The organism is Prauserella marina, from assembly GCF_002240355.1.
GTDB classification, from domain to species: Bacteria; Actinomycetota; Actinomycetes; order Mycobacteriales; family Pseudonocardiaceae; genus Prauserella_A; species Prauserella_A marina.
This window is the reverse complement of the sequence record NZ_CP016353.1, coordinates 693,839-718,857: the sequence shown is the minus strand read 5'-3', so window position 1 is coordinate 718,857 and position 25,019 is coordinate 693,839. Positions and strand designations below refer to the sequence as shown.

Genomic DNA, 25,019 nt, shown 5'->3' with positions numbered 1-25,019 from the left:
GCGCCACCGGCAAGTTCAGGGGTCTTCCCCGATGCGCGAGCCCACCGCCGACCCGCATGCTCAATGGCATGAGTGGCGCGACGAACGCTTCGAAGCATATCGACGGCTTCGAGGAAACGGTGAAGGACTTCTGGGCCAGCAGGCCGCGGCGGCCGCACAGTGGCCGCAAGCTCGCCGGTGTCGCGGCGGGCATCGGATACCGGTACGGCATCGATCCCGTCGTGATCAGGGTCGCGCTCGTCGCGTTGACCATCTTCGGCGGCATCGGGATCGCCGTCTACCTGCTTGGCTGGCTGTTCCTTCCTGGGGAGGACGACGAGGTCTCCGGCTTCGAGAACCTGCTCGGCAAGGGCCGGAGTTCGGTGTCGAAGGGCTTCGCGCTGGTGCTGTGCGTGCTGCTGCTTCCCCTTTCGGGCTGGGCGTTCGCGGGCAACTGGTTCGACGGCGGCGGCATACTCGGCGCCGCGCTGCTCGTCACGGCGCTCTACCTGCTCCACCGCAGCAGGGGGCACCTGAACCGGCCGAAGCCGGTCACCCCCGTTTCGCACTCCCAACCGGGTGCGACTGACTACTCCACCTACCCTCTCGGAGGTCAGGCAGCGGCGAGCACGAGCCACGGCGGCGAGCAGACCACCGCTTCCTGGGACCCGCTCGCGGCGTCGCCGCTGGCCTGGGACCTTCCGGACCTCCCTCCTCCGCCTGAGCCACCTGCACCGCCGCAGCCTCCGCGGCGCAAGTCCAAGATCGGCTTCGCGACGTTCGGCGTCGCGCTCGCCGTCGCCGGAGTCGGCGTCGCGCTCGCGGTCAGCGGTGAGCCCTGGTTCACTCCCGCTCACGTCGCCGGTCTGGTGCTCGGCGTGCTCGGCATCGGGATGGTGCTCGGTTCGTTCCTCGGCGGCAGCCGCGGCCTGATCTGGCTCGCCGTTCCGCTCTCGGCCGCGGGGCTCGCGCTCAGCGCGGTGCCGATGCAGGACTTCGGCGGCGGTTTCGGCAACATCCACGAACGGCCGCTCACCGAGGCCGAGGTACGCCCCATGTACGAGCGGACGGCAGGCGACATCCGGCTCGACCTGACCGGCCTTCCCGCCTCGGCCGTCGTGGAGACCTCGGTGCACAACGGAGCAGGCAACACCGTCGTCGTCGTTCCCCGCGACGCCGACGTCACCTACAGCTGCGAAAACAAGGTCGGCGACACGACCTGCCTCGGCCGCGAGCAGGCCGGTGTCGGCCTCGCCCCGCTCACCGGAACCGACGTCGGCGACGACGGCACCGGTGGCCAGCGCATCAACCTCACCGTCAAGGCAGCGGCAGGATCTTTGGAGGTGACCCGTGGCTGAGTACGAGAACTACACCGACTCCACCACCCGTCACGACCTCGGCACCGACCAGACCACCGGTGACGAAGGCGCCCGCGTCAAACCGCGAAGGCAAGGGCTCGACGTGCTGACCCTGCTGGCAGGCATCGCGACCCTGCTGGTTTCGGTCTACGTCCTTTCCGACGGCAACAACTGGCTGCCCACCTTCGACCTCAGGTGGGTGCTGGCGGGAGGCGCGGTCCTCATCGGCGCGCTGATGCTGGGAGCGTCGATGAGCAACGGCCGCCGCAACCGGTAGCCGTTGCTCAGCTGACGATGCCCGCGACGATCAGGACGACACCGAGCAAAGTCCCGCCGATCACCCCGGCCGCGAGAAGCTTGTGCCGCTTCTCGCGGTCGGCCCGCAGTTCCCCCTCGGTGCGGGTCGAGATCAGGAAATGCCCGCCCTCCTGGGGCTTGCCGATGACAAGCGGGCCGATGCGATCGTGGACCTCGCCCAGTACGTAAAGCCTGCGGCCCGGCCTGATCACCCATTCCTTGTAGCGATAGCCGATCGTCGTGCTGTTGCCGCCACCGAACACGCTGGGCAGGGAGATCCCGAACAGTTCCATGCTCCCGCTACCACCTCGGTGCGGCTCGAACCGGTCCATGGTCTGCTCGGGGCGATCGGGACTGGTGCCGTTGGGATCGACTCCGATGGTGCGCCGCTGGTCGTCGATGACGGCGTATCCGTGCTGCGAGGTGTGCCCCGCGACCTTCTCCGTCCGCCGGGTCCGGCGCCGTTTGCCGTCGCGGTACTCCACGGTCTCGTACTGCCGCTCGACCTCGAACCGGTACCAGACACACTCCGTTTTGGACAGTTCAGCCTTCAGCGCTCCCTGCGGCCGGGGATGAGCGGTGCCGACGACCTCGGCAACCTTGCGGAACGTGCCCTTCGCGCCCAGTTCGTCGGAGACGCCACGAAACCGCTCCAATTCGGGAATCGACAGCGTCTCCGTGCCGATCATCGTGTGCAGTTCACTTTTGGTGTGCCGCATGAAGTAGAACGCGGCCACCGCGAGTGCGACGAGCGCCGCACCTGCGATCCACATCGTCAGGTCACCCCCAGGTTGTCGATTACCCGCCTACTCCCATTCGATGGTGCCCGGCGGCTTGCTCGTCACGTCGAGTACCACCCTGTTGACCTCGGCCACCTCGTTGGTGATCCGGGTCGAGATCCGTTCGAGTACGTCGTAGGGCAGGCGTGTCCAGTCGGCCGTCATGGCGTCCTCGCTGGAAACGGGCCGCAGCACGACCGGGTGCCCGTAGGTCCGGCCGTCGCCTTGCACCCCGACGCTGCGCACGTCGGCCAGCAGCACGACGGGGCACTGCCAGATGTCCCTGTCGAGCTCGGCTGCGGTGAGTTCCTCGCGGGCGATCGCGTCAGCGGCGCGCAAGGTGTCCAGCCGGTCCGCGGTCACCTCGCCGATGATGCGAATGCCGAGCCCGGGGCCGGGGAACGGCTGCCGGTGCACGATCGTCTCCGGCAGCCCGAGTTCGAGCCCCACCCTGCGCACCTCGTCCTTGAACAGCAGGCGCAACGGTTCGACGAGCGAGAACCGCAGGTCGTCGGGGAGACCGCCGACGTTGTGGTGGCTCTTGATGTTGGCGGTACCCGAGCCGCCGCCAGACTCGACGACGTCGGGGTAGAGGGTGCCCTGTACCAGGAACTCGACGTCGCCCTTGGCCTTCAGTTCGCGAGCAGATTCCTCGAAGACCCTGATGAACTCCCTGCCGATGATCTTGCGCTTCTCCTCGGGGTCGGTCACCCCCGCCAGCGCGCCGAGGAACCGGTCCTTCGCGTCGACGGTCACCAGGTTGACACCGGTCGCCGCGACGAAATCGCGTTCCACCTGCGTGCGCTCTCCTGACCTGAGCAGGCCGTGGTCGACGAAGACACAGGTGAGCTGGTCGCCGATCGCGCGCTGCACCAGCGCACCGGCCACCGCGGAGTCGACGCCCCCCGACAGCGCGCAGATGGCCTGCGCGGAACCGATCTGTTCCCTGATCCTGCTCACCTGATCGTCCACAATGGACGATGTCGTCCACTGGGGGCGGATACCGGCGATCTCGTGCAGGAACCTGCGAAGCACCTCCTGCCCGTGCGGGGAATGCGCCACCTCGGGGTGGTACTGCACGCCTGCGAACCGGCGTTCGACGTTCTCGAACCCGGCGACCGGCGCGCCCGCGCTGGAGGCGGTGACGGTGAATCCCTCAGGCGCCTTGTCGACAAGGTCGCCGTGGCTCATCCACACCGGGTGCTTCTCGGGCAGGTCATCGTGCAGCGCCCCGCCGGTGACCGCGAGATCGGTACGGCCGTACTCCCTGGTGCCGGTGTTCGCGACGTCGCCGCCCAGCTCCCTCGCCATCACCTGGAAGCCGTAGCAGATACCGAAAACGGGGACGTCCGCCTCGAAAAGCGCGGGGTCGATACCGGGTGCGCCGTCGGCGTACACACTCGCCGGACCGCCGGAGAGAATGATCGCCGACGGGTCACGGGCAAGCAGTTCATCGACGGAGGCCGTGTGCGGCACCACCTCCGAGTACACCTGTGCCTCGCGGACCCTCCTCGCGATGAGCTGCGCGTACTGGGCACCGAAGTCCACAACGAGCACTGGACCCTCAGCCACAACCGGACCTCCTGCCTAACCGAACATTCCGCTTCATCGTCCCAGGTGAGCTGCCCGGCATTGAGCGCAGGTGGCCATTACGGTGCTGCACTATGGACGCCATCACACCGGAACCGAGGGCGGCCTGGATCGCCGGGCGCGCCGAGCGGGGCCACAGCACGCTGCCGGTCCTTCATCCGCACGACGGCACCGAGGTCGCGACGGTTGCGGTCACCGAGAAAGACCAGGTCGAGCGCGCTGTCGCCGCCGCGGTCCCGGCGAGGGATCGAATCCGGCGCGCACCCGCGCGCGAGCGGGCCGACCGGCTGGAGCGGATCGCGTTGGGGATCGTCAGGAGAGCCGACGAACTCGCCGAGATCATCACGGCGGAGAGCGGCACCCCGCTTCGCTGGGCCGGTGACGAGGTGCGGACCGCCGTCGCCGACTTCCGCGCCGCGGCCCAGCTCGCACCGCGTTTAGCGGGCGAAATGCTGTTGCCCTCCAGCGCACGGGCTGACGGTCACCACGCTCACGGAAGCAAGGTCACGCTGGTCAGGACGGTTCCGCGAGGCCCCGTCCTCGCCGTCGCGCCCCGGGTGTGTGCGTTCGGCTTCGCGGCACACCACGCGGCCGCCGCACTCGCCGCCGGAACCTCCTTCCTGCTGGTCCCACCCCCCGGCACCCCGCTGGGCACGCTCGTTCTCGGCGAGATCCTTGCCGAGGCCGGCCTCGGCAAGGGCGACTTCTCCGTGCTGCCCGTGCCCGATCCCTCGTCGCTGCCCGCGGATCCTCGGCTCACCGTCGCGACCGCAGTTAGCCCGCGAAAGGCGACCGGGCTGGTGTTCGCCGACTGGCCAGATCTCGACGGCGCGGCGGCGAGCATCGCCGAATCGGGAACCCGGCAAGCCGGACAGTGCCCCTCGGCCATCCAGCGAGTCGTCGTCGAGGCCCCCGTCGCGGACGAGTTCACCGCGAAACTCGCCGAAGCCCTCGCCGCGCAACCTGTCGGCGACCCCTATGACACGGGGGTGTCCGTCGGTCCCGTGCTGGACGACGAACGCGCGCGGGAAGTCGAGACGTGGCTCGACGAAGCTGTCGGCAACGGCGGCAAGATCCGCGTCGGCGGCTCGCGGATGGGTACGACGATCGAGCCAACCCTGCTCACCGGCCTGCCACTCGACGGCGGCGAATGGCGCGGCACCGTCGATGGCCCCGTGCTCGCGGTCGCCGTCGCGGATTCGCCCGCCGAGATGTTCGCCGCGGCGGGCGGTCCGCGCGCGGGGGTGTTCACCGGCTCCGTCGAACTGGCCTGGCGGGCCTCGACCGAACTCGACGCGACCGGCATCGTCGTCGGGGGTGTCCCCGCTTACGGACCGCCTGAGCTTTCCCACACGCTCCGGCTGATCGCCGACGATCAAACCACCACGTTCAGCGGGTTCGCGTTGTGAGCGCGGCGGGGGCGCGAGCGGGCACGGCCGGGCTCCCCGGAGCGACCGGGTCGAGACGCACATAGCCTTGTGCCTGATCCGGGCGCAGGTCGGCCTCTCCCTTGTTCGGCCACAGCGAGAAGGCCCGCTCGGCCTGCGCGGTGATGGTCAGTGATGGATTGACACCGAGGTTGGCCGTGATGGCGGCGCCGTCGACGACGTGCAATCCCGGATAGTTGAACACCCGGTGATACGGGTCGATGACGCCGTCCTCGGCGCTGGTGCCGATGGGCGCGCCGCCGATGAAGTGCGCGGTGAGCGGGATGTCGAAGATCTCGCCCCACGTCCCGCCCGCGGTTCCCCCGATGTGTTCGGCGGTGCGCAGGTTGGCTTCGTGACCGGCGGGGATGAACGTCGGGCTGGGTTCGCCGTGCCCCTGGCGGGAGGTGTAGCGGCGGCGGCCGAACCACCCGCGTTTGGTGTAGGTCGTGATGGAGTTGTCGAGGCTCTGCATCACGAGCAAGATCACGGTGCGCTCGCTCCACCGGTAACCGTTGAGCAGCTTCGCGGTCTGCACGGGGTGGCGAAGCATGAAGCGCACGGCTTGCCGCCAGCGCGGAACTTCGGCCCCGCCGTCGGTCGCGACGGTTTGCAGCAGACTCATGGCGTTGCTGCCCTTGCCGTAGCGGACGGGTTCGATGTGGGTGCTCTCGTCGGGGTGGAAGGACGACGTGATCGCGACGCCCCTGCTGTAGTCGTGCTCGGGATCCACCGAGGTGCGGGCGGCCCCGACGATGGCCTCCGAGTTGGTACGGGTCAGTTCACCGAGTCTCGGCGACAGTCGAGGCAACGTTCCCTTGTCGCGCATGGCGTGCAGTAACCGCTGGGTGCCCCAGGTGCCCGCGGCGAGAACGACCTGGCCCGCGGTGAGCGTGTGCGTGAACCGCCTGCCCACCGTTCCGGTCTTGCGGATTCCGACCGCGAAGGTGCCGTCCGCCCGCTGGGCGAGGTCGGTGACCGTGGTCAGCGGCAGTACCTTGGCACCGCTTCGTTCGGCGAGGTAGAGGTAGTTCTTCACGAGCGTGTTCTTGGCTCCGACCCGGCAGCCGGTCATGCAGGACCCACATTCGGTGCACCCGGTGCGCTCGGGACCGGCACCGCCGAAGTACGGATCGGCGGCTCTCTCGCCCGGCGCGCCGAAGTACACGCCGACCGGGGTGGGGTGATAGCTGTCGGTCACGCCCATGTCCGCGGCGACCTTGCGCATGGCCTCGTCGGACGGCGTGATGGTCGGGTTGGTGACGACGCCGAGCATCCGGCTCGCCTGGTCGTAGTGCGGGGCGAGTTCGGCTTCCCAATCGGTGATGTGCGCCCATTGACGGTCGGCGTAGAAGGGGGCGAGCGGCCGGTACAAGGTGTTGGCGTAGACCAGCGACCCTCCGCCGACTCCGGCTCCCGCGAGCACCATGACGTCGGAAAGCAGGTGGATACGCTGGATGCCGAAGCAGCCGAGTGCCGGAGCCCACAGGTAGTTGCGCACGTCCCAGGACGTCTTGGCGAACTCGTCGTCGGCGAAGCGTCTTCCCGCTTCCAGGACCGCGACGCGGTAACCCTTCTCGGTCAGCCGCAGGGCGGCGACGCTCCCGCCGAATCCCGAGCCGACGACGATGACGTCGTAGTCGGGCGAGCCATCTCCAGTGATGGTGTTACGCGCAGTCACAGATAAAAGGGTAGCCATGCCACCCCGTCCTGACCAGAGGTAAGTTACCGCCCGGTCGCCAACCCTGCGCCCGCCCCGAGCCGCGTTTAGCCCGCTAACTGCTGTTCCAGGCGCCCCCGGAACCGCAGTTCGCGGGCTAAACGTGGTCAGGCACGGACAGCGAGGCCGACCTTCTGGAATTCTTTCAGGTCCGAGTAACCCGTCTTGGCCAGCGCCCTGCGCAGCGCGCCGAACAGGTTCACCACACCCTCGGCGTCGGGCGAGGGCCCGTGCAACAGCGTCTTGAAGTCAACGTCGCGCCTCGGGCCCGCGACGACCCGCGAGCGCGGCAACGAAGGGTGCGCGGCGGCCGACGTCCAGTACAGCCCCTGCCCGGGCGCCTCGTTGGCGACGGCGAGCGGCGCACCGAGCATGACCGCGTCCGCACCGCAGGCGATGGCCTTGGCGATGTCGCCACTGCAACTCATGCCGCCGTCGGCGAGCACGTGCACGTACCGGCCGCCGGTCTCGTCGAGGTAGTCGCGGCGCGCGGCTGCCGCGTCGATGACGGCGGTCGCCATGGGAACGCCGATCCCGAGGACGCTGTCCGTACTGGTCACCCCGGGGGTGTAGCCGTGCCCGACGATGACTCCGGCCGCGCCGGTACGCATGAGGTGCATGGCCGTGCGGTAGTCGCTCACGCCGCCCGCGATCACCGGCACGTCGAGGTCGGAGATGAAGTCCTTGAGGTTCAGCGGATCGTCGTCACGGGCGACGTGCTCCGCGGAGACGATCGTGCCCTGCACGACGAGGATCTCCACACCAGCCCGCAACAGTGACGGCGTCAGCTCGGCGGCGTGCTGCGGACTGACCCGCGCGGCCACTGTGACTCCGGAGTCCCTCACCGTGCGAATAGCCTCGGTGAGCAGGTCCATCCTCACGGAGGCGGACTGCAGTTCCTGCAACAGACGAACCAGTTCCGTCTCCTGCGCACCGTCCTTCGCGGCTCCGACGACCTTGGCGAGGACGCTGTGCGCGTCGGCGTGCCGGGCCCACAGGCCCTCGGCGTTCAGCACGCCGAGCCCGCCGAGCTTGCCGATCGCCACTGCGGTCTCCGGCGACACCACGGCGTCGGTGGGATGGGTCACGAGTGGCAGGTCGAACCGGTAGGCATCGATCTGCCAGCCGGTGGACACCACCTTGGACGACCGGGTGCGCCGCGACGGCACGATGTCGATGTCATCGAGGTCGTACGACCGTCGCGCGGTACGCCCCATCCCGATCTCGACCAGATCCCGCACGTGAAGTCCCTTCTCCCCGCCAACTGCTGCCGGCTCATTGTGGACACCCGCCGACCGCCGCCCTCGCACGGGGCACCGCCCGAACCGCATTCCGCCCGCTAAACGCGGTACTTGCTTACGCTAAGCACCGCAGTTAGCCCGCTAACTGCGGTGTGGGGCGCTCAGCGGCTCGTGTAGTTGGGCGACTCGACGGTCATCGTCACGTCGTGCGGGTGGCTCTCCTTCAGGCCCGCCGCGGTGATCCGCACCAACTGCGCCCGCTGTAGTTCGGGGATCGTGCTGGCGCCCGCGTAACCCATGCCGGAACGCAGTCCACCCGCAAGCTGGTGCACGACCTCGGACAGCGGACCGCGGAACGGAATCCGCCCCTCGATGCCCTCCGGCACGAGCTTGTCCTCGGAAAGCACGTCGTCCTGCGCGTACCGGTCCTTCGAGTAGGACCGCTGCTCGCCGCGCGTGCGCATCGCTCCGAGCGATCCCATGCCGCGGTAGGTCTTGTACTGCTTGCCGTTCACGAGCACGACCTCGCCGGGCGCCTCCGCGGTCCCCGCGAGCAGGCTGCCGAGCATCACGGCCGAAGCACCGGCCGCGATGGCCTTCACGATGTCGCCGGAGTACTGGATGCCACCGTCGCCGATCACCGGAACACCGGAGGGCCTGCACGCCTTATCGGCCTCGTGGATCGCCGAGATCTGCGGAACACCGACACCGGCCACCACGCGCGTAGTGCAGATCGAGCCGGGTCCGACGCCGACCTTCACGCCGTCGGCTCCCGCGTCCACGAGCGCTTGCGCGCCAGCCCGGGTCGCGACGTTGCCCCCCACGATGTCGACGGCGTCGCCCAGTTCCTTCTTCAAGGTGGACACCGTTTCCAGCACCGCACGGGAGTGACCGTGTGCCGTATCGACCATGAGCACGTCGACACCTGCGTCGGCCAGCGCCATCGCCCGTTGATGCCCGTCGGCGCCGACCCCGACGGCGGCGCCCACCAGCAGCCTGCCGTCGACGTCCTTTGTGGCGTTCGGATACTGCTCGGTCTTGACGAAGTCCTTGACCGTGATGAGGCCACGCAGTTTGCCCGCGCCGTCCACAATGGGCAGCTTCTCGATCTTGTGCCTGCGAAGGAGGCCGAGCGCCGCGTCCGCCGTCACACCGACCTGCGCCGTCACCAAAGGCGCCTTGGTCATCACGTCACTGACCGGCCTGCTGAAGTCGACCTCGAACCGCATGTCGCGGTTGGTGATGATGCCCACAAGCGAACCGGACGCGTCGGTGACCGGCACGCCGGAGATCCGGAACCGGGCGCACAGCGCGTCGACCTCGGCCAGCGTGTCCTCGGGCGAGCAGGTGACCGGGTCGGTGACCATGCCGGCCTCCGAACGCTTGACGATCTCCACGGCCTGCGCCTGCTCTTCGATCGGCAGGTTGCGCTGCAACACACCCATTCCGCCCTGCCGCGCCATCGCGATCGCCATCCTGGCCTCGGTGACGGTGTCCATCGCGGCGGACAACAACGGAACCCGCAACGTGACGTTGCGGGAAAGACGGGTGCTCGTGTCAACGGAGCTTGGCACGACATCCGACTCGGCCGGCAAGAGCAGGACGTCGTCGAAAGTCAGGCCGAGCAGCGCGAACTTGTCCGGGGCGCCACCGGCATCCGCCTCGGCTGAGGCAACCAGGTCGGCAGGGGGGAACTCGTTCGTCATAACTGTCGACTGACCTTCCTCGGCATGTAAGCCAACAGGGGTATACGGACCTGTTAACGATGGTATCTGGACGTACCCCCCGGCCCGCCCGGTACCGTGCAGGCCGTGCCGCACGATGTGTTGCCCCCAGACCCATTCGCCGACGACCCCAACGACCCGGCCAAGGAGATCGCCGCCTTGGACGAACCCGCAGGTGAGCCGATCAGTTCCGACGAGCGCTCCGAGTTGCTCGCGGACCTGTCGGATCTCGCCGTCTATCAGGCACTACTGGAACCGCGCGGCGTCAGGGGAATCGTCGTTGACTGCGGTGAATGTGACCAGCCGCACTATCACGACTGGCACTTGCTCAGGGCGAGCCTGGAACAGCTCCTTGCCGACGGGCACATGCGCCCGCACGAGCCTGCCTACGACCCCAACCCGGCTGACTACGTGAGCTGGGATTACTGCCGTGGCTTCGCCGACGGCGTCACGGCGACCGAAAGCGCCTACTGATCGCTAGTTACCGGGGGTTCCGTTGCTCGCGACGGAACCCCCGTTGAGCGAGTTGTTGCTGTCCGACTCCGTACCGCTGTTGTCGTCCGTCGACGAACTAGGTGGCGGCGGTGTCGACGAGGTCGGGGTTTCGCTTGGCGAGGTCGTCGGCGTGGTCGGGTCCTCGGTCGGCGTCGGCTCGGTCGAACCGGCCGGCGGCGGCACGACATCGCTCGGCTTGGTACCGGTGACCGTCGACGAGGTGCTGTCGGGGATGTGCGTCGGAGGGGGTTGGCTGTCGCCCTCGTCGACCGGCTGATCAAGCTGGGCCATGAGTTCCATGTGCCTGGCCTTGAGCTGGGCCAGTTCGTCTCCCGCAACGTTGCCGAGCGCCTGCTCCGCCTGCTCCAGCGCTCTCCGAGCGTCATCGAAACGCTGCTGAGCGATCGCGAGACCGGCTTCCTGGAGTTCGGTGCGAACCGAGGCAGCGGCCTCGACCGATCTGGCGTGGTCGGCGTAGAGAACCTTGCTCAGACCCCACAACGTGTCGCCGGGCTGAGCGTCGCGCGCGGCAAGCGCCGTTCCGGTGAAACCGATCGCGAGCACGGCGGCGGCAGCGGCGACGGGAACGAGCATGCGTCTCCTGCGCCCCTTGCCGCCCTTGCGCTTCGCGAGCGCCGCGGTCTTGATCGTGATGACGGCCTCGGGGGTGTCGACGAGTTCGGCGAGCGGTTCGCTGTCGATGTCCCTGCGCCAGGCGAGCAGCAGCGCGTTGAGTTCCTGGTCACCCAGGCTGTCGGCGACCTGCGGGTCCGGTCCGCCGAGCGCGTCGAGCAGTGCGTCGTCAGCCTGGATCAGCGACAACTCGGGCACTGCCGGGACTTCCCCGCCCGCACCGGCCCCTGACGAAAAGGCATCCAGCGACACGGCTGACATTTCGGCCGCACCGGCAGAGGGGCCCCGTGCATCCTCGACCGACCCAGCCGACTCGACCGCGTCGACATCGAGCTCATGCTCGCGGTCCCCGCTCTCGCGCTCCGTCACTCAGACCACCTCCTCAGCGGCCAGCACCTTACGCAGCCGCGCGAGGGCACGATGCTGGGCGACTCTGACCGCGCCCGGGGTCGAGCCCACGGCTTCAGCGGTCTCTTCCGCGGAAAGGCCGACAACCACCCGCAACACCACGATCTCGCGTTGTTTATCCGGCAGAACCTGCAGAAGCTGCGACATCCGCTCGTTCAACTCGCCCTGCAGGGCGCGCTGTTCGGGGCCGACGCCGCCTTCCACCTCATCGGGAACTTCGGCAACGGGCTCCGCCCTGTTCCGGGCCGCAGCTCGATGCGCGTCAGCCACCTTGTGCTGAGCGATTCCATATACGAAAGCCAGGAAAGGGCGCCCCTGATCACGGTACGAGGGCAATGCCGTGAGCACCGCGAGACACACCTCCTGGGCAACGTCGTCTGCTGAAGCGAACGAACGCTCCTGCCTGCCAACCCTGGCGCGGCAATACCGCACCACGAGGGGACGGATCGCGGCGAGCAGTCGCTCGACCGCCTGTGAGTCACCCTCTACAGCGGCGGCGACTGACTCTTCCAGTCCATCCCCCACATTGGCCATCGCAGACAACAGTCCCGGTGTTACGTGTAGGCGTGCAAAGACGGCGGCGTGCGGCTCTGATCCCTCACGCCGGTGACACCTACCGTACCTTCCGGCACCCCCAGTTTTCGTTCACGGTCGGCAGACGCACTCGGGAACACCGCACGCTGCGAAAACATGAACGCCGCACCATCGTACAGATTTCAACGACCGAGATGCGATATCGATACGAACACCGTCACAACACAACTCGGCACGCCGCACCGGTGCTGCCGGTGTGGCGTGCCGAGTTGTGTTGCGCGGCTGCGGAGTGATCCAGGTCGCCGGGTGAGCCCGGCGGCCAAGGCAGACTAGGAGACCAGCCCCCGCCGGAAGCCGTGAGCAACGGCTTGCGCGCGGTCGCGGACGCCGAGTTTGCGGAACAGCCGCCTGGCGTGGGTCTTCACGGTGTCCTCGGACAGGTAGAGCTCCCTGCCGATCTGGCCGTTGCTCTTGCCCTGGCTCATGCCCCTCAGCACCTGCAACTCGCGTTCGGTGAGCTGCACTCCGGGGTCGGAGGGCTGGCGGGGCGCCGGCACCGAGGTGCTGGCCAGTGTGTGCGCGAGCGCGGCGACCAGTTCCGGACGAGAGGCATCCCACCGGAGATAGCCACGCGCACCGCCGGCGATGGCGGCGGCGATGCTGCCCGCATCGTCGGGCGCACCGAACACGATGACGTTCGCCTGGGGGTTCGCCGAGACCAGTCGACGCGTAGCCTCCACACCGGTCGGGACCGCACGCTGGGTTCCGACGAGCACGACGTCGACCGGCTGCCGGGAATACCGGGCGAGCAACTCGTCACCGTGCGCTACACAGTCGATGCGACTGACGCCGGGAACGGCAGACATCACGCGGGTAAGCCCTTCGCGGACACTGCGTCGGTCGTCGCAGATCAAGACCGTCGTCACGGGGTTTCCTTCCTGCAGCCGGGTGACATTCCACTTCCCCTATCGGACGCTTTCGGTCCCACCTTGACACGATCCGGTGGCTTTTTTTGAAGAGGCCCTCGCCCGGATGTCGGTATGCCCCTTGTGACGCAGGCAACAGGCTAGATCGGGACCCATGCAGAATTGTGCGCCAGCCTGCGGCCTTCCGGGTCGGCCGCCGATAACAGAGCGTATAACTCGCGAGTAACTCTGGACCGATTCCAATGTTCTGCGGAGGGGTTCAGATCGGCGGCGAGCAGCCCGGCCGGCCACGTCAGCGAGCGCAGCCCCCATTTCGCGGCGGCGTCGGAAGCGGCCTCGACAAGTCCCCGTGCCCTTTCGCGATTCCCTGCCTCGCCGGTCGCCGCGAGCGCGGCCGCGTGGACGAGATCCGACTTCACCACGTGCCGCGAGGCCGCCCGTTCTCTGGCCAGAACCGCCGCGTTCTCGGCGAGCGGCACCGCGCGCCATGCGGCGCCCTCCGCCAACGCGAGCTCGGCACCGACCCAGCCGGAACGGACCCTTGCCCGCCAGCCGTCGTGCGCGTCGACCGCGCGGGCGAGCAGCCGGCGTGCGGCGGTGAACCTGCCGAGTGCGAGGTTGTCCGCGGCGAGCCCGAGCAAAGCGTCGGCCTCGGCACCGGCCTGGTCGAGCCCGTCCGGGTCGGCCGGTCCGGATGCGTTCACCGCGTTCACCAGTGCCCGACCGTCCAAGGGGAGCGCGGCGGCGTGACCGCCAAGCTGCCGCCGGTGTGCCGCGAAGGCGGTGCACGCCAGCGAGGCCATGATGGGGTCCCCGCTTCGGGCGAGCGGGACGAGCAGCGAGGCCGCCGCGGCGTAGCGTCCCCGCGCACCGAGCACCACGGCGGCAAGCCACCGGCGACGCGCCGCATCCCTCTTGTTCCCGGTCAGCGCTGCCGCGACGGCGAGCGCCCTGTCGTCGATGCCCGGTTCCGCGCCGAACGCCGCACGGCGCAGCCCGGTCTCCCCCATCGGCACGTTATTCCGCCTTGCCGCCGCCGAGCAGCACGTACTCGACTCGTTCTGCGGCCTCACGGACACCGCCGACCAGCTCGACCTTCGGCGGCAGGTCCGGTTCGCGCCAGCCGGGCCCGCTCGCGAACAACCGGCCTCGCTGCCTTCCCCTGGCGAGTCGCGTGAACAGCCGAGGACCGACGGCAGGCGAGCGGTCCGCCCAGAGCACGACGGCGGCGGGTGCGCTGCGCCGTACCGCGGCAGCGAGCACGTCCGCCGGGATCGGCCTGCCGAACAACTGGGTCGCCAGCCTTCTCTCGGCAAGTGCCGCGCCAAGCACGTACACCGGCAGCGCGTCCATCTCCTCGGGGACGCAACCGATGAGCACCGGACGGAGGTTTCGTGGCTGCTCGATCATCGGTGTCGCGCGCACCAGTGCGGCGAAAACGCACTCGTTGAGCAGGTATCCGACTTCCGAGCCTTCCGAGCCGTTCGTTCCCTCCCGGCGGCCGCCGTCCAGTGCGCCGACGACGGGCTTGATCACGCCCTCCCACGCGTCGAGCACGCCAAGCGTGCCGATCACCTCGGTGAGCAGGTGCTGCATCGCCCGGACGTCCATGGCCAGCGCGGCAGCGCTGAGCCGTCTGGCGAATCGGGGCGGGCCCGGCGTTCCTTCCGATTCCGCGACGGGCACGATCCGCGCGGGCGGCGTCCCGGCGCCGTTGCCTGCCACACCGGAAGCCGGTTCGGACTCGGCCGTGAGCACGCCGTCCGACTTCGGCACCTGGTCGAGCGCGAAGCGCGCCGCTTCGGCTGTCGACGCGCCGCGCAACAACGCGCGCTGCATCATCTCAAGCCGGACCACGTCGGCCGCGCCGTAGCGGCGATGCCTGCCGCCCGTATGCCTGCTTGGACCGAGGCCATACCTGCGATCCCAGGTACGCAACGTGGACGGCGCCACCCCGAGCCTTCGGGCTACCGCGGCGACGGGAAGAGTCGGCTCTGCGGACTGCCTCGACTTTGTCCGCGAAGGCGACTTGCCCGCAGCCGTCGTCGTGGCGGCTGCGTGAGCTGAGCCGGACTCGGACCCCACTCGGTCAAATATCCCGGGACTGCCCGGCGAGAGCAACAGGAAAATTCCAGCTCTACGTGGCACTAATCACACCAGAGGGGGAAGCCTAACGGCTGAATTGATTCGAATCCCTTGAACAAGTATTGACGCGCTTCTAACGTTACGGCCGTTGCACCAAATGGAGTAGTCGCACTAGTACAACTGCAGAGTCCGGTCGCGTGGGGCCGGATATCGGAGGCGTTCACGATGGCAGACACGCGCAGACTCCCTGGACCGAACGCGGACGTTTGGGACTGGCAACTTGAGGGGTCATGCCGGGGGATGGACAGTGCGTCCTTCTTCCATCCCGACGGCGAGCGGGGGCCGGCGAGAGCGAGGAGAGAGGCAAGGGCAAAGGCAATTTGCCACGCTTGCCCGGTATTACGACTGTGCCGCGCGCACGCGCTTGCCGTGCACGAACCCTATGGCATCTGGGGCGGCCTTTCGGAATCGGAACGTGAAAACATCATCAAATCCCAGAAACGCACGCTCACGCTGACCGCCAATTAAGACACCCGGTGACGGATAGGGGCGCCCGAGGGGGGCGCCCCTATTCTTTTGCGCCCGTTTCGTCCGCCCGTTCGCCGCTGTCCGGTTGACAGCAGGCCGGTTCCCCGCTGCCCGGTTCGCTGCGGCCCCTGCCGGTTGAGCGCTTCCGCGTCTTCAGCCACGGTCCGGGTTCGCCAGTCCGCACTCCCTGCCCGACGTGCGACCCGAACGACATTTAGCCCGCTAAACGCGGTTGGCACCAGGCCCGGCACCCTGTCCGAACAGCATTTAGCGGGCTAAATGCTGTTCGGTACCCGCGCGGACAGGCACGCCGGGACCTCTGGAAACGGCAGCGGGGCGGCACTCCTGCTGGAGTGCCGCCCCGCCGGTTCGCGGATGTCGCTCAGTGCGCGTGGCCGTGACCGTGGCCAGCCGCGTCCTCGTCTTCCGGCTCCGGCTTCTCGACAACGGAGCTCTCCGTCGTCAGCACCAGCCTGGCGATGGACGTGGCGTTGGCGACCGCGGAGCGGGTCACCTTCACCGGGTCGACGACACCGGCCGCGAGCAGGTCGGTCAGCTCACCGGAGGCGGCGTTGAGGCCCTGCCCCCAGTTCTGCTCCTTGACCTTCGACACGATGACCGCGCCTTCGAGTCCCGCGTTGCTCGCGATCCAGGAAAGTGGGGCCGACAGTGCCTCGCGGACGATCTTCACACCGGTCGCCTCGTCGCCGGACAGGCCGAGGCCACCTTCCAGTTCCTTCGCCGCATGCACGAGTGCCGAACCACCGCCGGGCACGATGCCCTCCTCGACGGCCGCCTTGGTCGAAGCCACGGCGTCCTCGATGCGGTGCTTGCGCTCGTTCAGTTCGGTCTCGGTCGCAGCGCCGACCTTGATCACCGCGACTCCACCGCCGAGCTTCGCGAGCCGCTCCTGCAGCTTCTCCCGGTCCCAGTCGGAATCGGTGGTCTCGATCTCCTTGCGGATCTGGGCGATCCGGCCTTCGAGGTCGTCCTTGGTGCCTGCACCGTCGACGATCGTGGTGGTGTCCTTGGTGACCTCGATGCGGCGTGCCTTGCCGAGCACCTCGACCCCGGACTCGGACAGCTTCAAGCCCACCTCGGCCGCGACGACCTGCGCACCGGTGACGACCGCGAGGTCGTCGAGGAACGCCTTGCGCCGGTCACCAAAGAACGGCGCCTTCACGGCGACCGCGGTGATCGTCTTGCGCAGCGAGTTCACGACGAGTGTCGACAGCGCTTCGCCGTCGACGTCCTCAGCGATGATCAGCAGCGGCTTCTTGGCCTCCGCGACCTTCTCCAGCACCGGAAGCAGGTCGGCAAGAGCCGAGATCTTTTCCCTGTGCAGCAGCACGAAGGCGTCCTCAAGGATCGCCCGCTGCTCTTCGGGGTTGGTCGCGAAGTGCGCCGAAATGTAGCCCTTGTCGAACTGCACGCCCTCGGTGATGTCGAGTTCGGTGGCGAGCGTGGAGGACTCCTCCACGGTGATGACGCCGTCCTCGCCGACCCGCTCGACGGCCTCGCCGAGCAGCGCGCCGATGTTGGCGTCGCGAGAGGTGACGGTGCCGACCTGGGCGATACTCTCCCTGCCCTTGACCGGCGTCGCCTTCTCCTTGAGCACCTCGACGATCTTGTCCGCGGCGATTTCCATGCCACGGCCGAGCGCGGTCGGGTTGGCCCCGGCCGCCACGTTGCGCAGGCCGACCTTCACCAGCGACTGCGCCAGCACGGTGGCGGTCGTCGTGCCGTCGCCCGCGACATCGTTGGTCTTGGTGGCGACGTTCTTGGCGAGTTGAGCGCCGAGGTTCTCGAACGGGTCGTCCAGCTCGATCTCACGGGCGACGGTGACACCGTCGAGCGTGATGGTGGGGCCGCCGAACTTCTTGTCCAGCACGACATGACGGCCACGCGGCCCAAGGGTCACCTTGACCGCGTCGGCAAGCTTGTCCACCCCGCGTTCGAGAGCCCGACGAGCGTCCTCGTCGAAGTTGATCTGCTTAGCCATTCAGAAACCCTCTCTCTATGCGCGCGAAAACGCCCCGGCCCCCGGCTGAGCGGGGCCCGGGGCGTCATCACGTACGCGGGGTCGTCAGTTGATGACGGCCAGCACGTCGCGGGCGGACAGGATCAAGTAGTCCTCACCGTTGTACTTGACCTCGGTGCCGCCGTACTTCGAGTAAATGACGACGTCGCCGACATTGACGTCCACGGGGACGCGGTTGCCCTTGTCGTCGACGCGGCCCGGGCCTACGGCCAGGACCTTGCCCTCTTGGGGCTTTTCCTTTGCGGTGTCAGGAATGACGAGACCGGAAGCCGTCGTCTCCTCGGCCTCGCTCGTCTGGACAACGATCTTGTCCTCAAGCGGTTTGATGTTCACGCTCACCGGGTTGACCTCCACGGGTCCGTCGAAAGCGTTGGCAGGTACGTAGTTAGTACGGCTCCTACCACCCCGTCGTCGCGGGTGCCGGGGCGTGCGTGGTGCCGTGCAATTAGCACTCTAATCGTCTGAGTGCTAGCCGCGCAACCAGGGTCTGGAATGGCCCCGTGCCAGGTCAGCCATGGCAAGCCCGCGGGGCTCGCGCTCGCGTGACGCGACCGAGGTGTTCCGTTCCGTCACCGGGCGACGGCTCAGACCGAGACGACGCTGACCGGAAGGGCGGGGTTCGCGGAGAGGTCGAGCGCACTCGGTGAACACCCCGCCGCGACGACGTGCGCGCCGAGAGCCGCGATCATGGCGCCGTTGTCGGTGCACAGTCTCGGCCGGGGGACCCGCAACTCGATCCCCGCCGCTGCACAACGTTCGGCCGCGAGCGAGGACAGCCGGGAATTCGCGGCGACCCCACCGGAAATGACCAGCGTGCCGATGCCCGATTCCGTCGCGGCCCGGACGGCCTTCGCGGTCAGCACATCCGCGACGGCTTCCTGGAACGAAGCGGCGACGTCGTCGACGGGAATCGCCTCACCTCTGGCCTGCGCCCCTTCGACCCACCGCGCCACAGCGGTTTTCAGTCCGGAGAAGGAGAAGTCGAACTTGGCGTCCCTCGGGCCGGTCATTCCCCTCGGGAACGCGATGGCCTTCGGGTCACCGTTCTTCGCCGCCTTGTCGATGGGAGGCCCGCCGGGATACGGCAGTTCGAGGACCCTCGCGACCTTGTCGTATGCCTCACCGGCGGCATCGTCCACTGTGGATCCGATTTCGGTGATCTTCCCCGCGATGTCGTCAACCCTCAGCAACTGGGTGTGCCCGCCGGAAACCAGCAGCGCGATACACGGGGAGGGAAGCGGACCGTGTTGCAGCGCGTCCACGGCGATGTGTCCCGCGAGATGATTGACGCCGTAGAGCGGGACGTCGAGCGCCGCCGCGTAGGCCTTCGCCGCCGAGACACCGACCAGCAGCGCCCCGGCGAGCCCTGGACCCGCCGTGACCGCGATCGCGTCCACATCAGACATTCGCAGCCCCGCGGTCGCGAATGCCCTGCGGGTAGTGGGAACCATCGCTTCGAGATGTGCTCTGCTGGCAACCTCTGGGACCACTCCGCCGAAGCGGGCATGCTGATCGACGCTGGAAGCGACTTCGTCGGCGAGCAGTTCAAGGGTGCCGTCGTTGGCGAGCCGGACGAGGCCGACGCCCGTCTCGTCGCACGAACTCTCGATGCCCATGATGATGCTGGCCATCAGCCGGCCACCCCCTGCGTCTGTGTCGCCGGCCTTCTCATCGTGAACGCGTCGGCTCCGGATGGCTGGTAGTAGCGCTTGCGGATGCCGAGGCGGGTGAAGCCGTAGCGTTCGTAGAGGCGAATGGCGTTGTCGTTGTCGGTGCGCACCTCAAGCAGGACCGGGGCGTTGAGCGCGTCCGCGCGGGTGAGCAGCGCTTCGAGCAGCGCGGTGCCGATTCCCTGCCCTTGCCGCGCCTTTTCGACTCCGATGGTGTGCACGCCGGTTTCCCAGTCGCCGGGGACACCCGTCACCGCGAGGCCCGCGTATCCCCGCAGTTCTCCTTCGTCGTCGATGGCGGCGAGGTAGTAGGCGCCGGAATCGAGTTCGGCGTGAAAGGCGCCCGCACTCCATGGCGAGTCGCCAGGGAACAGCGCTCGCTCGATCTCGACGCACCGGCGTATGTGCTTGCGGCGCAACGGTTCGATTCTCATCAGGTCGTCACCCGCTTGCGGGCACCTGGTTCCGTCGCGTCGGGGCGTCGCAGGTAGAGCGGAGTGAGCGGATCGGGCTCGGAACCACTCAGCAACGCCTCGGCGGCCGTCGAGGCGATACCGAAGGGGGATGGAGACTCGTGATCGAGGATCCGCCCGGCGTCCGGCAGGTCCGCCCTCGGACCGACGCAGGGCCCCTCGATCCTGGCGCCCTCGCCGTCGTAGGCGGCCCAGTACACCTCGCGCCTGCGAGCGTCGGTGACGACGAGAAAGGGCTCGCCGGGGCCCGCGGTCGCGGCGATCGCGTCGAGCGTGCAGACGGGGTAGGCGGGGATGCCGAGAGTCTCGGACAACGCCGCCGCGGTCACCATTCCCGCGCGAAGTCCGGTATATGGCCCTGGGCCGACCCCGCAGGTGATCGCGTCGAGATCGCGAAGCGAGTACCCCGCCTCAGTCGTCGCCGCGAGGATGTGTGGGGTCAGCAGTTCGCCGTGCGCGCGGGGGTTGACGGTGATCCGCTCGGCAAGCACCTTGGCGGTCGCGACACCACCCCGCGTTGCCGATTCCACGGCGACGACCCCGGCCGTGATGGCCGGCGTCGCGGTGTCGATGGCGAGTACTAGCACCCTTCGAGCGTACGGCCGCCCCGATCGGGTAACGCGCGCAACCTTGGCTTCCGCGGAAGGCCGCGACAACGTGCCCAGTTCCCGCGCGACCGGTGCGATCCCACCACCTAGCGCCGCTAGACAAGCGAGCAACTTGCTATCTATCCTCACTATAAATTCTAGCGATGATAGGGGCTCGTATGCAGGTGGCATTGGCCGTCGTCACGGTCGTCGTGGTCGGCGGGATGGTGGGCGTCGAGTTCGCGGTAGCGGCGTTCGTCAACCCGATCTTCGACCGGTTGCCTGGTGACAACGGACTTCACGCCCGCAGTGAGGGGGGCCGGATTCTGGGCAGAGTCATGCCGTTCTGGTACGTGACTTCGCTCGTGCTCGCGGTGGTGTGGGCTGTCATGACTTGGGGAAGCGATGGTGGCTGGGCGGTGAAGGCGGGCGTGGCTCTGCTGGCGTCGAGCGTCGTGATGTCCGTCGCGGTGCTGGTGCCGATCAACTCGCGGGCCGTGAAGTGGGCTCAGGAGGGCGCGCCGCCGGATTGGAAGGAGCAGACGAGACGGTGGGACCGCGTTCACGGCGTGCGGGTCGGTGTCATCGCGCTGGCCTTCGCCCTGTTCACGGTCGCACTCGCCCAGTGAGGCACTCCGGCCCCGACCGCGTTTAGCGGGCTAAACGCGGTCGGGGTCAGCGTGGTTCGTCGTCGGGATCCCAGGTCAGCAGGCGCACCTCGGCCACGCTTCGCAGATGCCTGCGCATCGCGGCGGCGGCCCTGCGACCGTCTCCCCTGCCGATCGCGTCGAAGATCGCGAGGTGCTGCCTGAGCGAACGCGGCGGCCGTCCCGGCTGCCGGAGCGATTCGGTCCTGCTCTCCGCGACCGGCTCGGCGATGGAGCGCATGAAGTCGGCAAGCATCGCACTGTGTGCGGCGGCGGCAACGGCCGAGTGGAACCGCCGGTCCCCCTCCGCACCGTCGGCACCTTCCGCGATCTCGTCTCTCATGAAGTCGAGAGCGGCCTCCAGCGAGTCGAGGTCAGCCGTCGTTCTCCGCTCCGCGGCCAGTTCGGCGAGCTTGGTCTCGACGGCCTCCCTGGCGTCGAGTACGTCCGGCAACCGCCTGCGACGTTCGACAAGCCGCTCGACCGGCTCCACGTCGAGGGTCCCTTTCGCCAGGTAGGTCCCGCCCCCGTGCCGAACCTCGACAAGCCCCTGAACCTCAAGCACGACGATCGCCTGCTTGACCGAAGCCCTGCTGACACCGAGCCGCTGGGCGAGGTCCCGCTCGGCTGGCAACCTGTCCCCGATCCCGAGACCGGCACCGGAGACGTACTCGCGGAGCCGCTCGATCACCTGCTCGTACAACCTCGGCCTGCCCATCGGCCGCAAAGCATCGGAAATGTCGGCCACCGGTTCACCTTCACGTCGCGACTGCTCCAGAACCCGGCAGCCTACCGCAGCACGCGCGTAGTGGCTCAGCCACTCAGCCACTTGGACCTTGACACTCGCTGTCGCGCGGACGCAAAGTGGTTCAGCCACTAGACCACTTTGGAGCAGGCTCGACAGCGGTCTCGCACGACCCCCTTCCGGTGTCGCGCGCCGGTTCGCACTGCCGCGTACCTGGCAGCTGACGGACACTCCGGAGTGTGGTGGTCGGCTCGACGACGCGACAAGGAGAACTCGTGACCGCACTCATTCCCGCCTTGCACACGACGCCGGACAAGACGGCGCTGCGCTTCGGAGGCCGCGAGCTGACCTACGCGGAACTGGCCGACGCGGCCGGTGCTCTCGCGGGAAAAATCGGCGCGGTCTCGGACGGCAGGGTCGGCAGGGTCGCGGTGTGGGCCACGGCGACGATGGAAACGAGCGTGGCGGTGGTTGCCGCGCTGCTCGCCGGGGTTCCGGTCGTGCCGATCAACCCGAAGGTCGGTGAGCGGGAGCTGGCGCACATCGTGTCCGACAGTGCCCCGTCGTTGGTACTGGCTGAGCCGGGCACCGAACTGCCGGATGCCCTCGCGGCACTGCCTCGCACCGACGTAACCCTCGACGGTGAGGCCGGTGCGCTTCCCGGTGAACCGGACGGCGAGGCTCCCGCGGTGATCGTGTACACGTCAGGCACGACGGGACCACCGAAAGGTGTCGTGCTGCCGAGAAGGGCGATCAGTACGACACTCGACGCGCTGGAGGACGCCTGGCAGTGGACGGAGGACGACGTGCTGGTGCACGCGTTGCCGTTGTTTCACGTGCACGGTTTGATCCTCGGCATCCTCGGCCCGCTTCGCAGGGGCGGCACCGTGCATCATCTCGGCAGGTTCTCGACCGAAGCGGTGGCGAGGGAACTCGCGGGGGACGGCACGATGATGTTCGGTGTCCCGACGATGTACCACCGCATCGCCACCGAGGTCGCCGGCGATGCCGAACTCGCGAACGCGCTGCGTGGGGCCCGGCTGCTCGTGTCCGGATCGGCCGCCCTGCCCGTGCACGATCACGAGCGGATCACGGCCGCGACGGGTCAGCAGGTCGTCGAACGTTATGGCATGTCGGAAACCCTCATGAACACAAGTGTGCGTGCCGACGGGGAGCGCAAACCTGGCTCGGTGGGCGTTCCGTTGCGCGGGGTGGAGGTGCGGCTCGTCGACGAGGCAGGTGATCCGATATCCGGCGGGGACCGAGAAACGGTCGGCGAGATCCAGGTGCGGGGCGAGAACCTGTTCGCCGAATACCTCAATCGTCCTGACGCGACCCGCGAGGCTTTCGCCGACGGCTGGTTCAAGACCGGCGACATGGCCACGCGTGACGCCGACGGCTACATCCGCATCGTCGGCAGAAAAGCGACCGACATCATCAAGAGCGGCGGATACAAGATCGGTGCGGGTGAGATCGAGAACGCGCTGCTCGAACATCCCGGTGTCGCGGAGGTCGCGGTCACGGGTGAGCCGGACGACGACCTCGGCGAGCGCATCGTCGCGTGGGTGGTGCCGGGTGAGACGACGCCGACCGAGCAGCAGCTCGCTGATCACGTCGCCCGGTTGTTGACGCCACACAAGCGGCCGAGAGTGGTGCGTTTCCTGAAGTCGTTGCCACGCAACGACATGGGCAAGGTGATGAAACGAGCGCTCGATGCCTGAGTCGGCGAGGGCACTGCTCGGCGAGGTGACGACCGCATTCACGGCGTTCACCGTTTCCGCTCCGCCGGTGGCGTCCGTCGGCGACGGCCCGATTCGTTGGCCCGGATACGACGTGGCGCTGGAACGGGCGCGGGCGCGCACCGGCGAGGACGAATCGGTGGTGTGCGGCGTCGGCAAGGTGGGCGAGACCGAGGCCGTGCTGATCGCGTTCGAGTTCGGGTTTCTCGGTGGCTCGATCGGCGGCGGCACGGGGTCGCGACTGCGGGCCGCGTTCGAAAGGGCAAGGGAACTCGGTGTGCCGGTGGTGTCGTTGATCGCGACGGGGGGCAGCCGCATGCAGGAGGGTATGCGTGCTCTGACTCAGCTACAGCACATCGCGGGTGAGATGGCACTGACAAGGGCGGCTGGGCTGGCACAGGTGGCCGTGCTGTGTGGTCCGGTGACGGGTGGCGGCTGGGCGACGCTGGGTGCCGGTGCGGATGTGACGTTGGCGTTGCCGGGCACGCAGGTCGGTTTCGCTGGGTCGCGGGTCCGGCCTCGTGGCGACGACGCGGCGTATACGGCGGAGGGGCAGTTCGCGGGTGGCCAGGTGGATCAGGTTGTCGGCGAAGGAGAGTTGCGGGGAACCCTTGAGCGTTGGTTGCGGGTGCTGACGACCCCGGCGGGGGCGGTTCCTCCACCAGCGGCGCTGGGTGCGGGAAAGGTACCGGCGACCGGTTGGGCGGCGGTGACCGCGGCGCGGGCGCGGACCCGGCCGCGAGCCACGTCCTATGTGGATCATTACTTCGACTGGTGGCAGGAGGTCAGGGGAGATCGCTGCGGCGGCGTCGATCGGGGTGTGTTGTGTGGGTTCGGACTTCGTGATGGTGCGGCCGCGGCTTTCGCGGCACAGTGCGGAACGCCGACGCGACCGGCGGGTTTCCGTACGGCGGCGCGACTGGTCAGGCTCGCTGACCGGTTACGGGTTCCCGTGTTGACGTTGATCGACACACCCGGGGCGGCCAATGACGGCGAGGCCGAGCGGGCTGGCGCGGGCCCGGCGATCGCCGAGCTGTTCTCCGCTGTCGCGGCGGCGACGGTGCCAATGACGAGCTTGGTGATCGGCGAGGGCGGTTCGGGAGGTGCGTTGGCTTTCGCCGCGCCAGGCAGACTGTGGGCGACGCCGGACAGTTATTTCTCGGTGACGTCTCCCGAAGCCGCCGCTTCCATACTGAAACGCGGCGACGACGAGATCGCCGCGACGGCGGATCAGTTGCGGTTACGCCCCCAGGACCTGGTCGACCTGGGCATAGCGCGAGGAATTGTCGGCCCCGAGCGGTAGTGTTGAGTTAAGGGGTCCCCCTTGTGGAGCGAACGGGTATGTGGCACCGGTTCGGTCATCGCCCCCGGGTCGCCTACGCGCCACCCCACC

At 68.3% G+C, this 25,019-nt stretch carries 24 protein-coding genes; 8 read left to right on the top strand and 16 right to left on the bottom strand.

Features of this window, described 5'->3' with window-relative positions:
• The first annotated feature begins 68 nt into the window (after positions 1-68).
• Positions 69-1,337, top strand: coding sequence for a PspC domain-containing protein (locus BAY61_RS03190; protein WP_091802598.1), 1,269 nt, complete (start codon positions 69-71; stop codon positions 1,335-1,337).
• Positions 1,330-1,614, top strand: a complete 285-nt coding sequence (locus tag BAY61_RS03185; RefSeq protein ID WP_091802328.1) for a hypothetical protein — start codon at positions 1,330-1,332, stop codon at positions 1,612-1,614. Before BAY61_RS03190 ends, BAY61_RS03185 begins: the two co-directional genes overlap by 8 nt.
• 7 nt (positions 1,615-1,621) lie before the next feature.
• On the opposite strand, the gene BAY61_RS03180 is transcribed toward BAY61_RS03185, so the two are convergent.
• Complete coding sequence (locus BAY61_RS03180) at positions 1,622-2,407, bottom strand: E3 ubiquitin ligase family protein (RefSeq protein WP_091802325.1); 786 nt, start codon at positions 2,405-2,407, stop codon at positions 1,622-1,624.
• 33 nt (positions 2,408-2,440) lie between these two features.
• On the bottom strand, positions 2,441-3,985 hold the full coding sequence (guaA, locus tag BAY61_RS03175) for a glutamine-hydrolyzing GMP synthase (protein WP_091802322.1): 1,545 nt from the start codon (positions 3,983-3,985) through the stop codon (positions 2,441-2,443).
• Positions 3,986-4,077: 92 nt separating this feature from the next.
• Here guaA and BAY61_RS03170 point away from each other — a divergent pair, with 92 nt between their 5' ends.
• Positions 4,078-5,412, top strand: a complete 1,335-nt coding sequence (locus tag BAY61_RS03170; protein WP_091802320.1) for an aldehyde dehydrogenase family protein — start codon at positions 4,078-4,080, stop codon at positions 5,410-5,412.
• Here the strand turns inward: BAY61_RS03170 and BAY61_RS03165 are convergent.
• The 3 genes from BAY61_RS03165 to guaB all read right to left on the bottom strand — a co-directional run bounded on the left by BAY61_RS03165 (position 5,393) and on the right by guaB (position 10,097).
• On the bottom strand, positions 5,393-7,111 hold the full coding sequence (locus BAY61_RS03165) for an FAD-dependent oxidoreductase (RefSeq protein WP_245865738.1): 1,719 nt from the start codon (positions 7,109-7,111) through the stop codon (positions 5,393-5,395). The genes BAY61_RS03170 and BAY61_RS03165 overlap by 20 nt on opposite strands.
• A 146-nt stretch (positions 7,112-7,257) precedes the next feature.
• Complete coding sequence (locus tag BAY61_RS03160) at positions 7,258-8,391, bottom strand: GuaB3 family IMP dehydrogenase-related protein (RefSeq protein WP_091802315.1); 1,134 nt, start codon at positions 8,389-8,391, stop codon at positions 7,258-7,260.
• A 161-nt stretch (positions 8,392-8,552) separates the two neighbouring features.
• Positions 8,553-10,097 (bottom strand): IMP dehydrogenase, encoded by a 1,545-nt coding sequence (gene guaB, locus BAY61_RS03155; RefSeq protein WP_091802312.1) that lies wholly within the window; start codon positions 10,095-10,097, stop codon positions 8,553-8,555.
• Between the two features lie 96 nt (positions 10,098-10,193).
• On the opposite strand from guaB, the gene BAY61_RS03150 reads away from it, so the two are divergent.
• Positions 10,194-10,589: a DUF5319 domain-containing protein gene (locus tag BAY61_RS03150; protein ID WP_170140129.1), complete on the top strand. Its 396-nt coding sequence runs from the start codon at positions 10,194-10,196 to the stop codon at positions 10,587-10,589.
• Between the two features lie 3 nt (positions 10,590-10,592).
• Here the strand turns inward: BAY61_RS03150 and BAY61_RS03145 are convergent, their stop codons facing one another.
• From BAY61_RS03145 to BAY61_RS03125, 5 genes are all read right to left on the bottom strand, one after another.
• The gene (locus BAY61_RS03145; RefSeq protein WP_245865736.1) at positions 10,593-11,612 is read right to left on the bottom strand and encodes an anti-sigma-D factor RsdA; all 1,020 of its coding nucleotides are present in this window, start codon (positions 11,610-11,612) and stop codon (positions 10,593-10,595) included.
• Positions 11,613-12,185 carry a sigma-70 family RNA polymerase sigma factor gene (locus BAY61_RS03140; RefSeq protein ID WP_091802306.1) on the bottom strand — a complete coding sequence of 191 codons (573 nt, stop codon included), beginning with the start codon at positions 12,183-12,185 and terminating at the stop codon, positions 11,613-11,615.
• Between the two features lie 329 nt (positions 12,186-12,514).
• Positions 12,515-13,111 carry a response regulator transcription factor gene (locus BAY61_RS03135; protein WP_003073605.1) on the bottom strand — a complete coding sequence of 199 codons (597 nt, stop codon included), beginning with the start codon at positions 13,109-13,111 and terminating at the stop codon, positions 12,515-12,517.
• Between the two features lie 140 nt (positions 13,112-13,251).
• Positions 13,252-14,121 carry a hypothetical protein gene (locus tag BAY61_RS03130; protein ID WP_091802303.1) on the bottom strand — a complete coding sequence of 290 codons (870 nt, stop codon included), beginning with the start codon at positions 14,119-14,121 and terminating at the stop codon, positions 13,252-13,254.
• Positions 14,122-14,128: 7 nt separating this feature from the next.
• Positions 14,129-15,196, bottom strand: a complete 1,068-nt coding sequence (locus tag BAY61_RS03125) for a MerR family transcriptional regulator (RefSeq protein WP_091802301.1) — start codon at positions 15,194-15,196, stop codon at positions 14,129-14,131.
• Between the two features lie 225 nt (positions 15,197-15,421).
• Between BAY61_RS03125 and BAY61_RS03120 the strand changes: the two genes are divergently transcribed.
• Positions 15,422-15,724, top strand: coding sequence for a WhiB family transcriptional regulator (locus BAY61_RS03120; RefSeq protein WP_091802298.1), 303 nt, complete (start codon positions 15,422-15,424; stop codon positions 15,722-15,724).
• A 382-nt stretch (positions 15,725-16,106) separates the two neighbouring features.
• On the opposite strand, the gene groL is transcribed toward BAY61_RS03120, so the two are convergent.
• The 5 genes from groL to tsaB form a co-directional block, all read right to left on the bottom strand.
• Positions 16,107-17,726 carry a chaperonin GroEL gene (gene groL / locus BAY61_RS03115; RefSeq protein WP_091802294.1) on the bottom strand — a complete coding sequence of 540 codons (1,620 nt, stop codon included), beginning with the start codon at positions 17,724-17,726 and terminating at the stop codon, positions 16,107-16,109.
• A gap of 84 nt (positions 17,727-17,810) precedes the next feature.
• Positions 17,811-18,104 carry a co-chaperone GroES gene (gene groES, locus BAY61_RS03110; RefSeq protein ID WP_091802592.1) on the bottom strand — a complete coding sequence of 98 codons (294 nt, stop codon included), beginning with the start codon at positions 18,102-18,104 and terminating at the stop codon, positions 17,811-17,813.
• A gap of 245 nt (positions 18,105-18,349) precedes the next feature.
• Positions 18,350-19,396, bottom strand: coding sequence for a tRNA (adenosine(37)-N6)-threonylcarbamoyltransferase complex transferase subunit TsaD (gene tsaD, locus BAY61_RS03105; protein ID WP_091802292.1), 1,047 nt, complete (start codon positions 19,394-19,396; stop codon positions 18,350-18,352).
• On the bottom strand, positions 19,396-19,869 hold the full coding sequence (gene rimI / locus BAY61_RS03100) for a ribosomal protein S18-alanine N-acetyltransferase (protein WP_091802289.1): 474 nt from the start codon (positions 19,867-19,869) through the stop codon (positions 19,396-19,398). Before rimI ends, tsaD begins: the two co-directional genes overlap by 1 nt.
• Positions 19,869-20,495: a tRNA (adenosine(37)-N6)-threonylcarbamoyltransferase complex dimerization subunit type 1 TsaB gene (tsaB, locus tag BAY61_RS03095; RefSeq protein ID WP_091802286.1), complete on the bottom strand. Its 627-nt coding sequence runs from the start codon at positions 20,493-20,495 to the stop codon at positions 19,869-19,871. Before tsaB ends, rimI begins: the two co-directional genes overlap by 1 nt.
• A gap of 164 nt (positions 20,496-20,659) precedes the next feature.
• On the opposite strand from tsaB, the gene BAY61_RS03090 reads away from it, so the two are divergent.
• Positions 20,660-21,124, top strand: a complete 465-nt coding sequence (locus BAY61_RS03090) for an anthrone oxygenase family protein (protein ID WP_245865733.1) — start codon at positions 20,660-20,662, stop codon at positions 21,122-21,124.
• A 46-nt stretch (positions 21,125-21,170) separates the two neighbouring features.
• Here BAY61_RS03090 and BAY61_RS03085 read toward each other — a convergent pair whose 3' ends face one another.
• Positions 21,171-21,881 (bottom strand): FadR/GntR family transcriptional regulator, encoded by a 711-nt coding sequence (locus tag BAY61_RS03085; protein ID WP_091802589.1) that lies wholly within the window; start codon positions 21,879-21,881, stop codon positions 21,171-21,173.
• Between the two features lie 281 nt (positions 21,882-22,162).
• Here BAY61_RS03085 and BAY61_RS03080 point away from each other — a divergent pair, with 281 nt between their 5' ends.
• A complete protein-coding gene (locus BAY61_RS03080; RefSeq protein ID WP_091802587.1) occupies positions 22,163-23,608 on the top strand; it encodes an acyl-CoA synthetase in 1,446 nt (481 codons plus the stop codon).
• Positions 23,601-24,929 (top strand): carboxyl transferase domain-containing protein, encoded by a 1,329-nt coding sequence (locus BAY61_RS03075; protein ID WP_091802280.1) that lies wholly within the window; start codon positions 23,601-23,603, stop codon positions 24,927-24,929. The genes BAY61_RS03080 and BAY61_RS03075 overlap by 8 nt, the downstream gene beginning before the upstream one ends.
• Positions 24,930-25,019 lie beyond the last annotated feature (90 nt).

Excerpts from the sequence above, each read along its gene's own strand:
- BAY61_RS03170 (WP_091802320.1), top strand. The coding sequence starts at position 4,078 with ATGGACGCCATCACACCGGAACCGAGGGCGGCCTGGATCGCCGGGCGC.
- tsaD (WP_091802292.1), bottom strand. The coding sequence starts at position 19,396 with ATGGCCAGCATCATCATGGGCATCGAGAGTTCGTGCGACGAGACGGGC.
- BAY61_RS03190 (WP_091802598.1), top strand. The coding sequence starts at position 69 with ATGAGTGGCGCGACGAACGCTTCGAAGCATATCGACGGCTTCGAGGAA.
- BAY61_RS03075 (WP_091802280.1), top strand. The coding sequence starts at position 23,601 with ATGCCTGAGTCGGCGAGGGCACTGCTCGGCGAGGTGACGACCGCATTC.
- BAY61_RS03120 (WP_091802298.1), top strand. The coding sequence starts at position 15,422 with ATGGCAGACACGCGCAGACTCCCTGGACCGAACGCGGACGTTTGGGAC.
- BAY61_RS03130 (WP_091802303.1), bottom strand. The coding sequence starts at position 14,121 with ATGGGGGAGACCGGGCTGCGCCGTGCGGCGTTCGGCGCGGAACCGGGC.
- BAY61_RS03140 (WP_091802306.1), bottom strand. The coding sequence starts at position 12,185 with ATGGCCAATGTGGGGGATGGACTGGAAGAGTCAGTCGCCGCCGCTGTA.
- rimI (WP_091802289.1), bottom strand. The coding sequence starts at position 19,869 with ATGAGAATCGAACCGTTGCGCCGCAAGCACATACGCCGGTGCGTCGAG.
- groL (WP_091802294.1), bottom strand. The coding sequence starts at position 17,726 with ATGGCTAAGCAGATCAACTTCGACGAGGACGCTCGTCGGGCTCTCGAA.
- guaB (WP_091802312.1), bottom strand. The coding sequence starts at position 10,097 with ATGACGAACGAGTTCCCCCCTGCCGACCTGGTTGCCTCAGCCGAGGCG.
- BAY61_RS03180 (WP_091802325.1), bottom strand. The coding sequence starts at position 2,407 with ATGTGGATCGCAGGTGCGGCGCTCGTCGCACTCGCGGTGGCCGCGTTC.
- BAY61_RS03090 (WP_245865733.1), top strand. The coding sequence starts at position 20,660 with ATGATAGGGGCTCGTATGCAGGTGGCATTGGCCGTCGTCACGGTCGTC.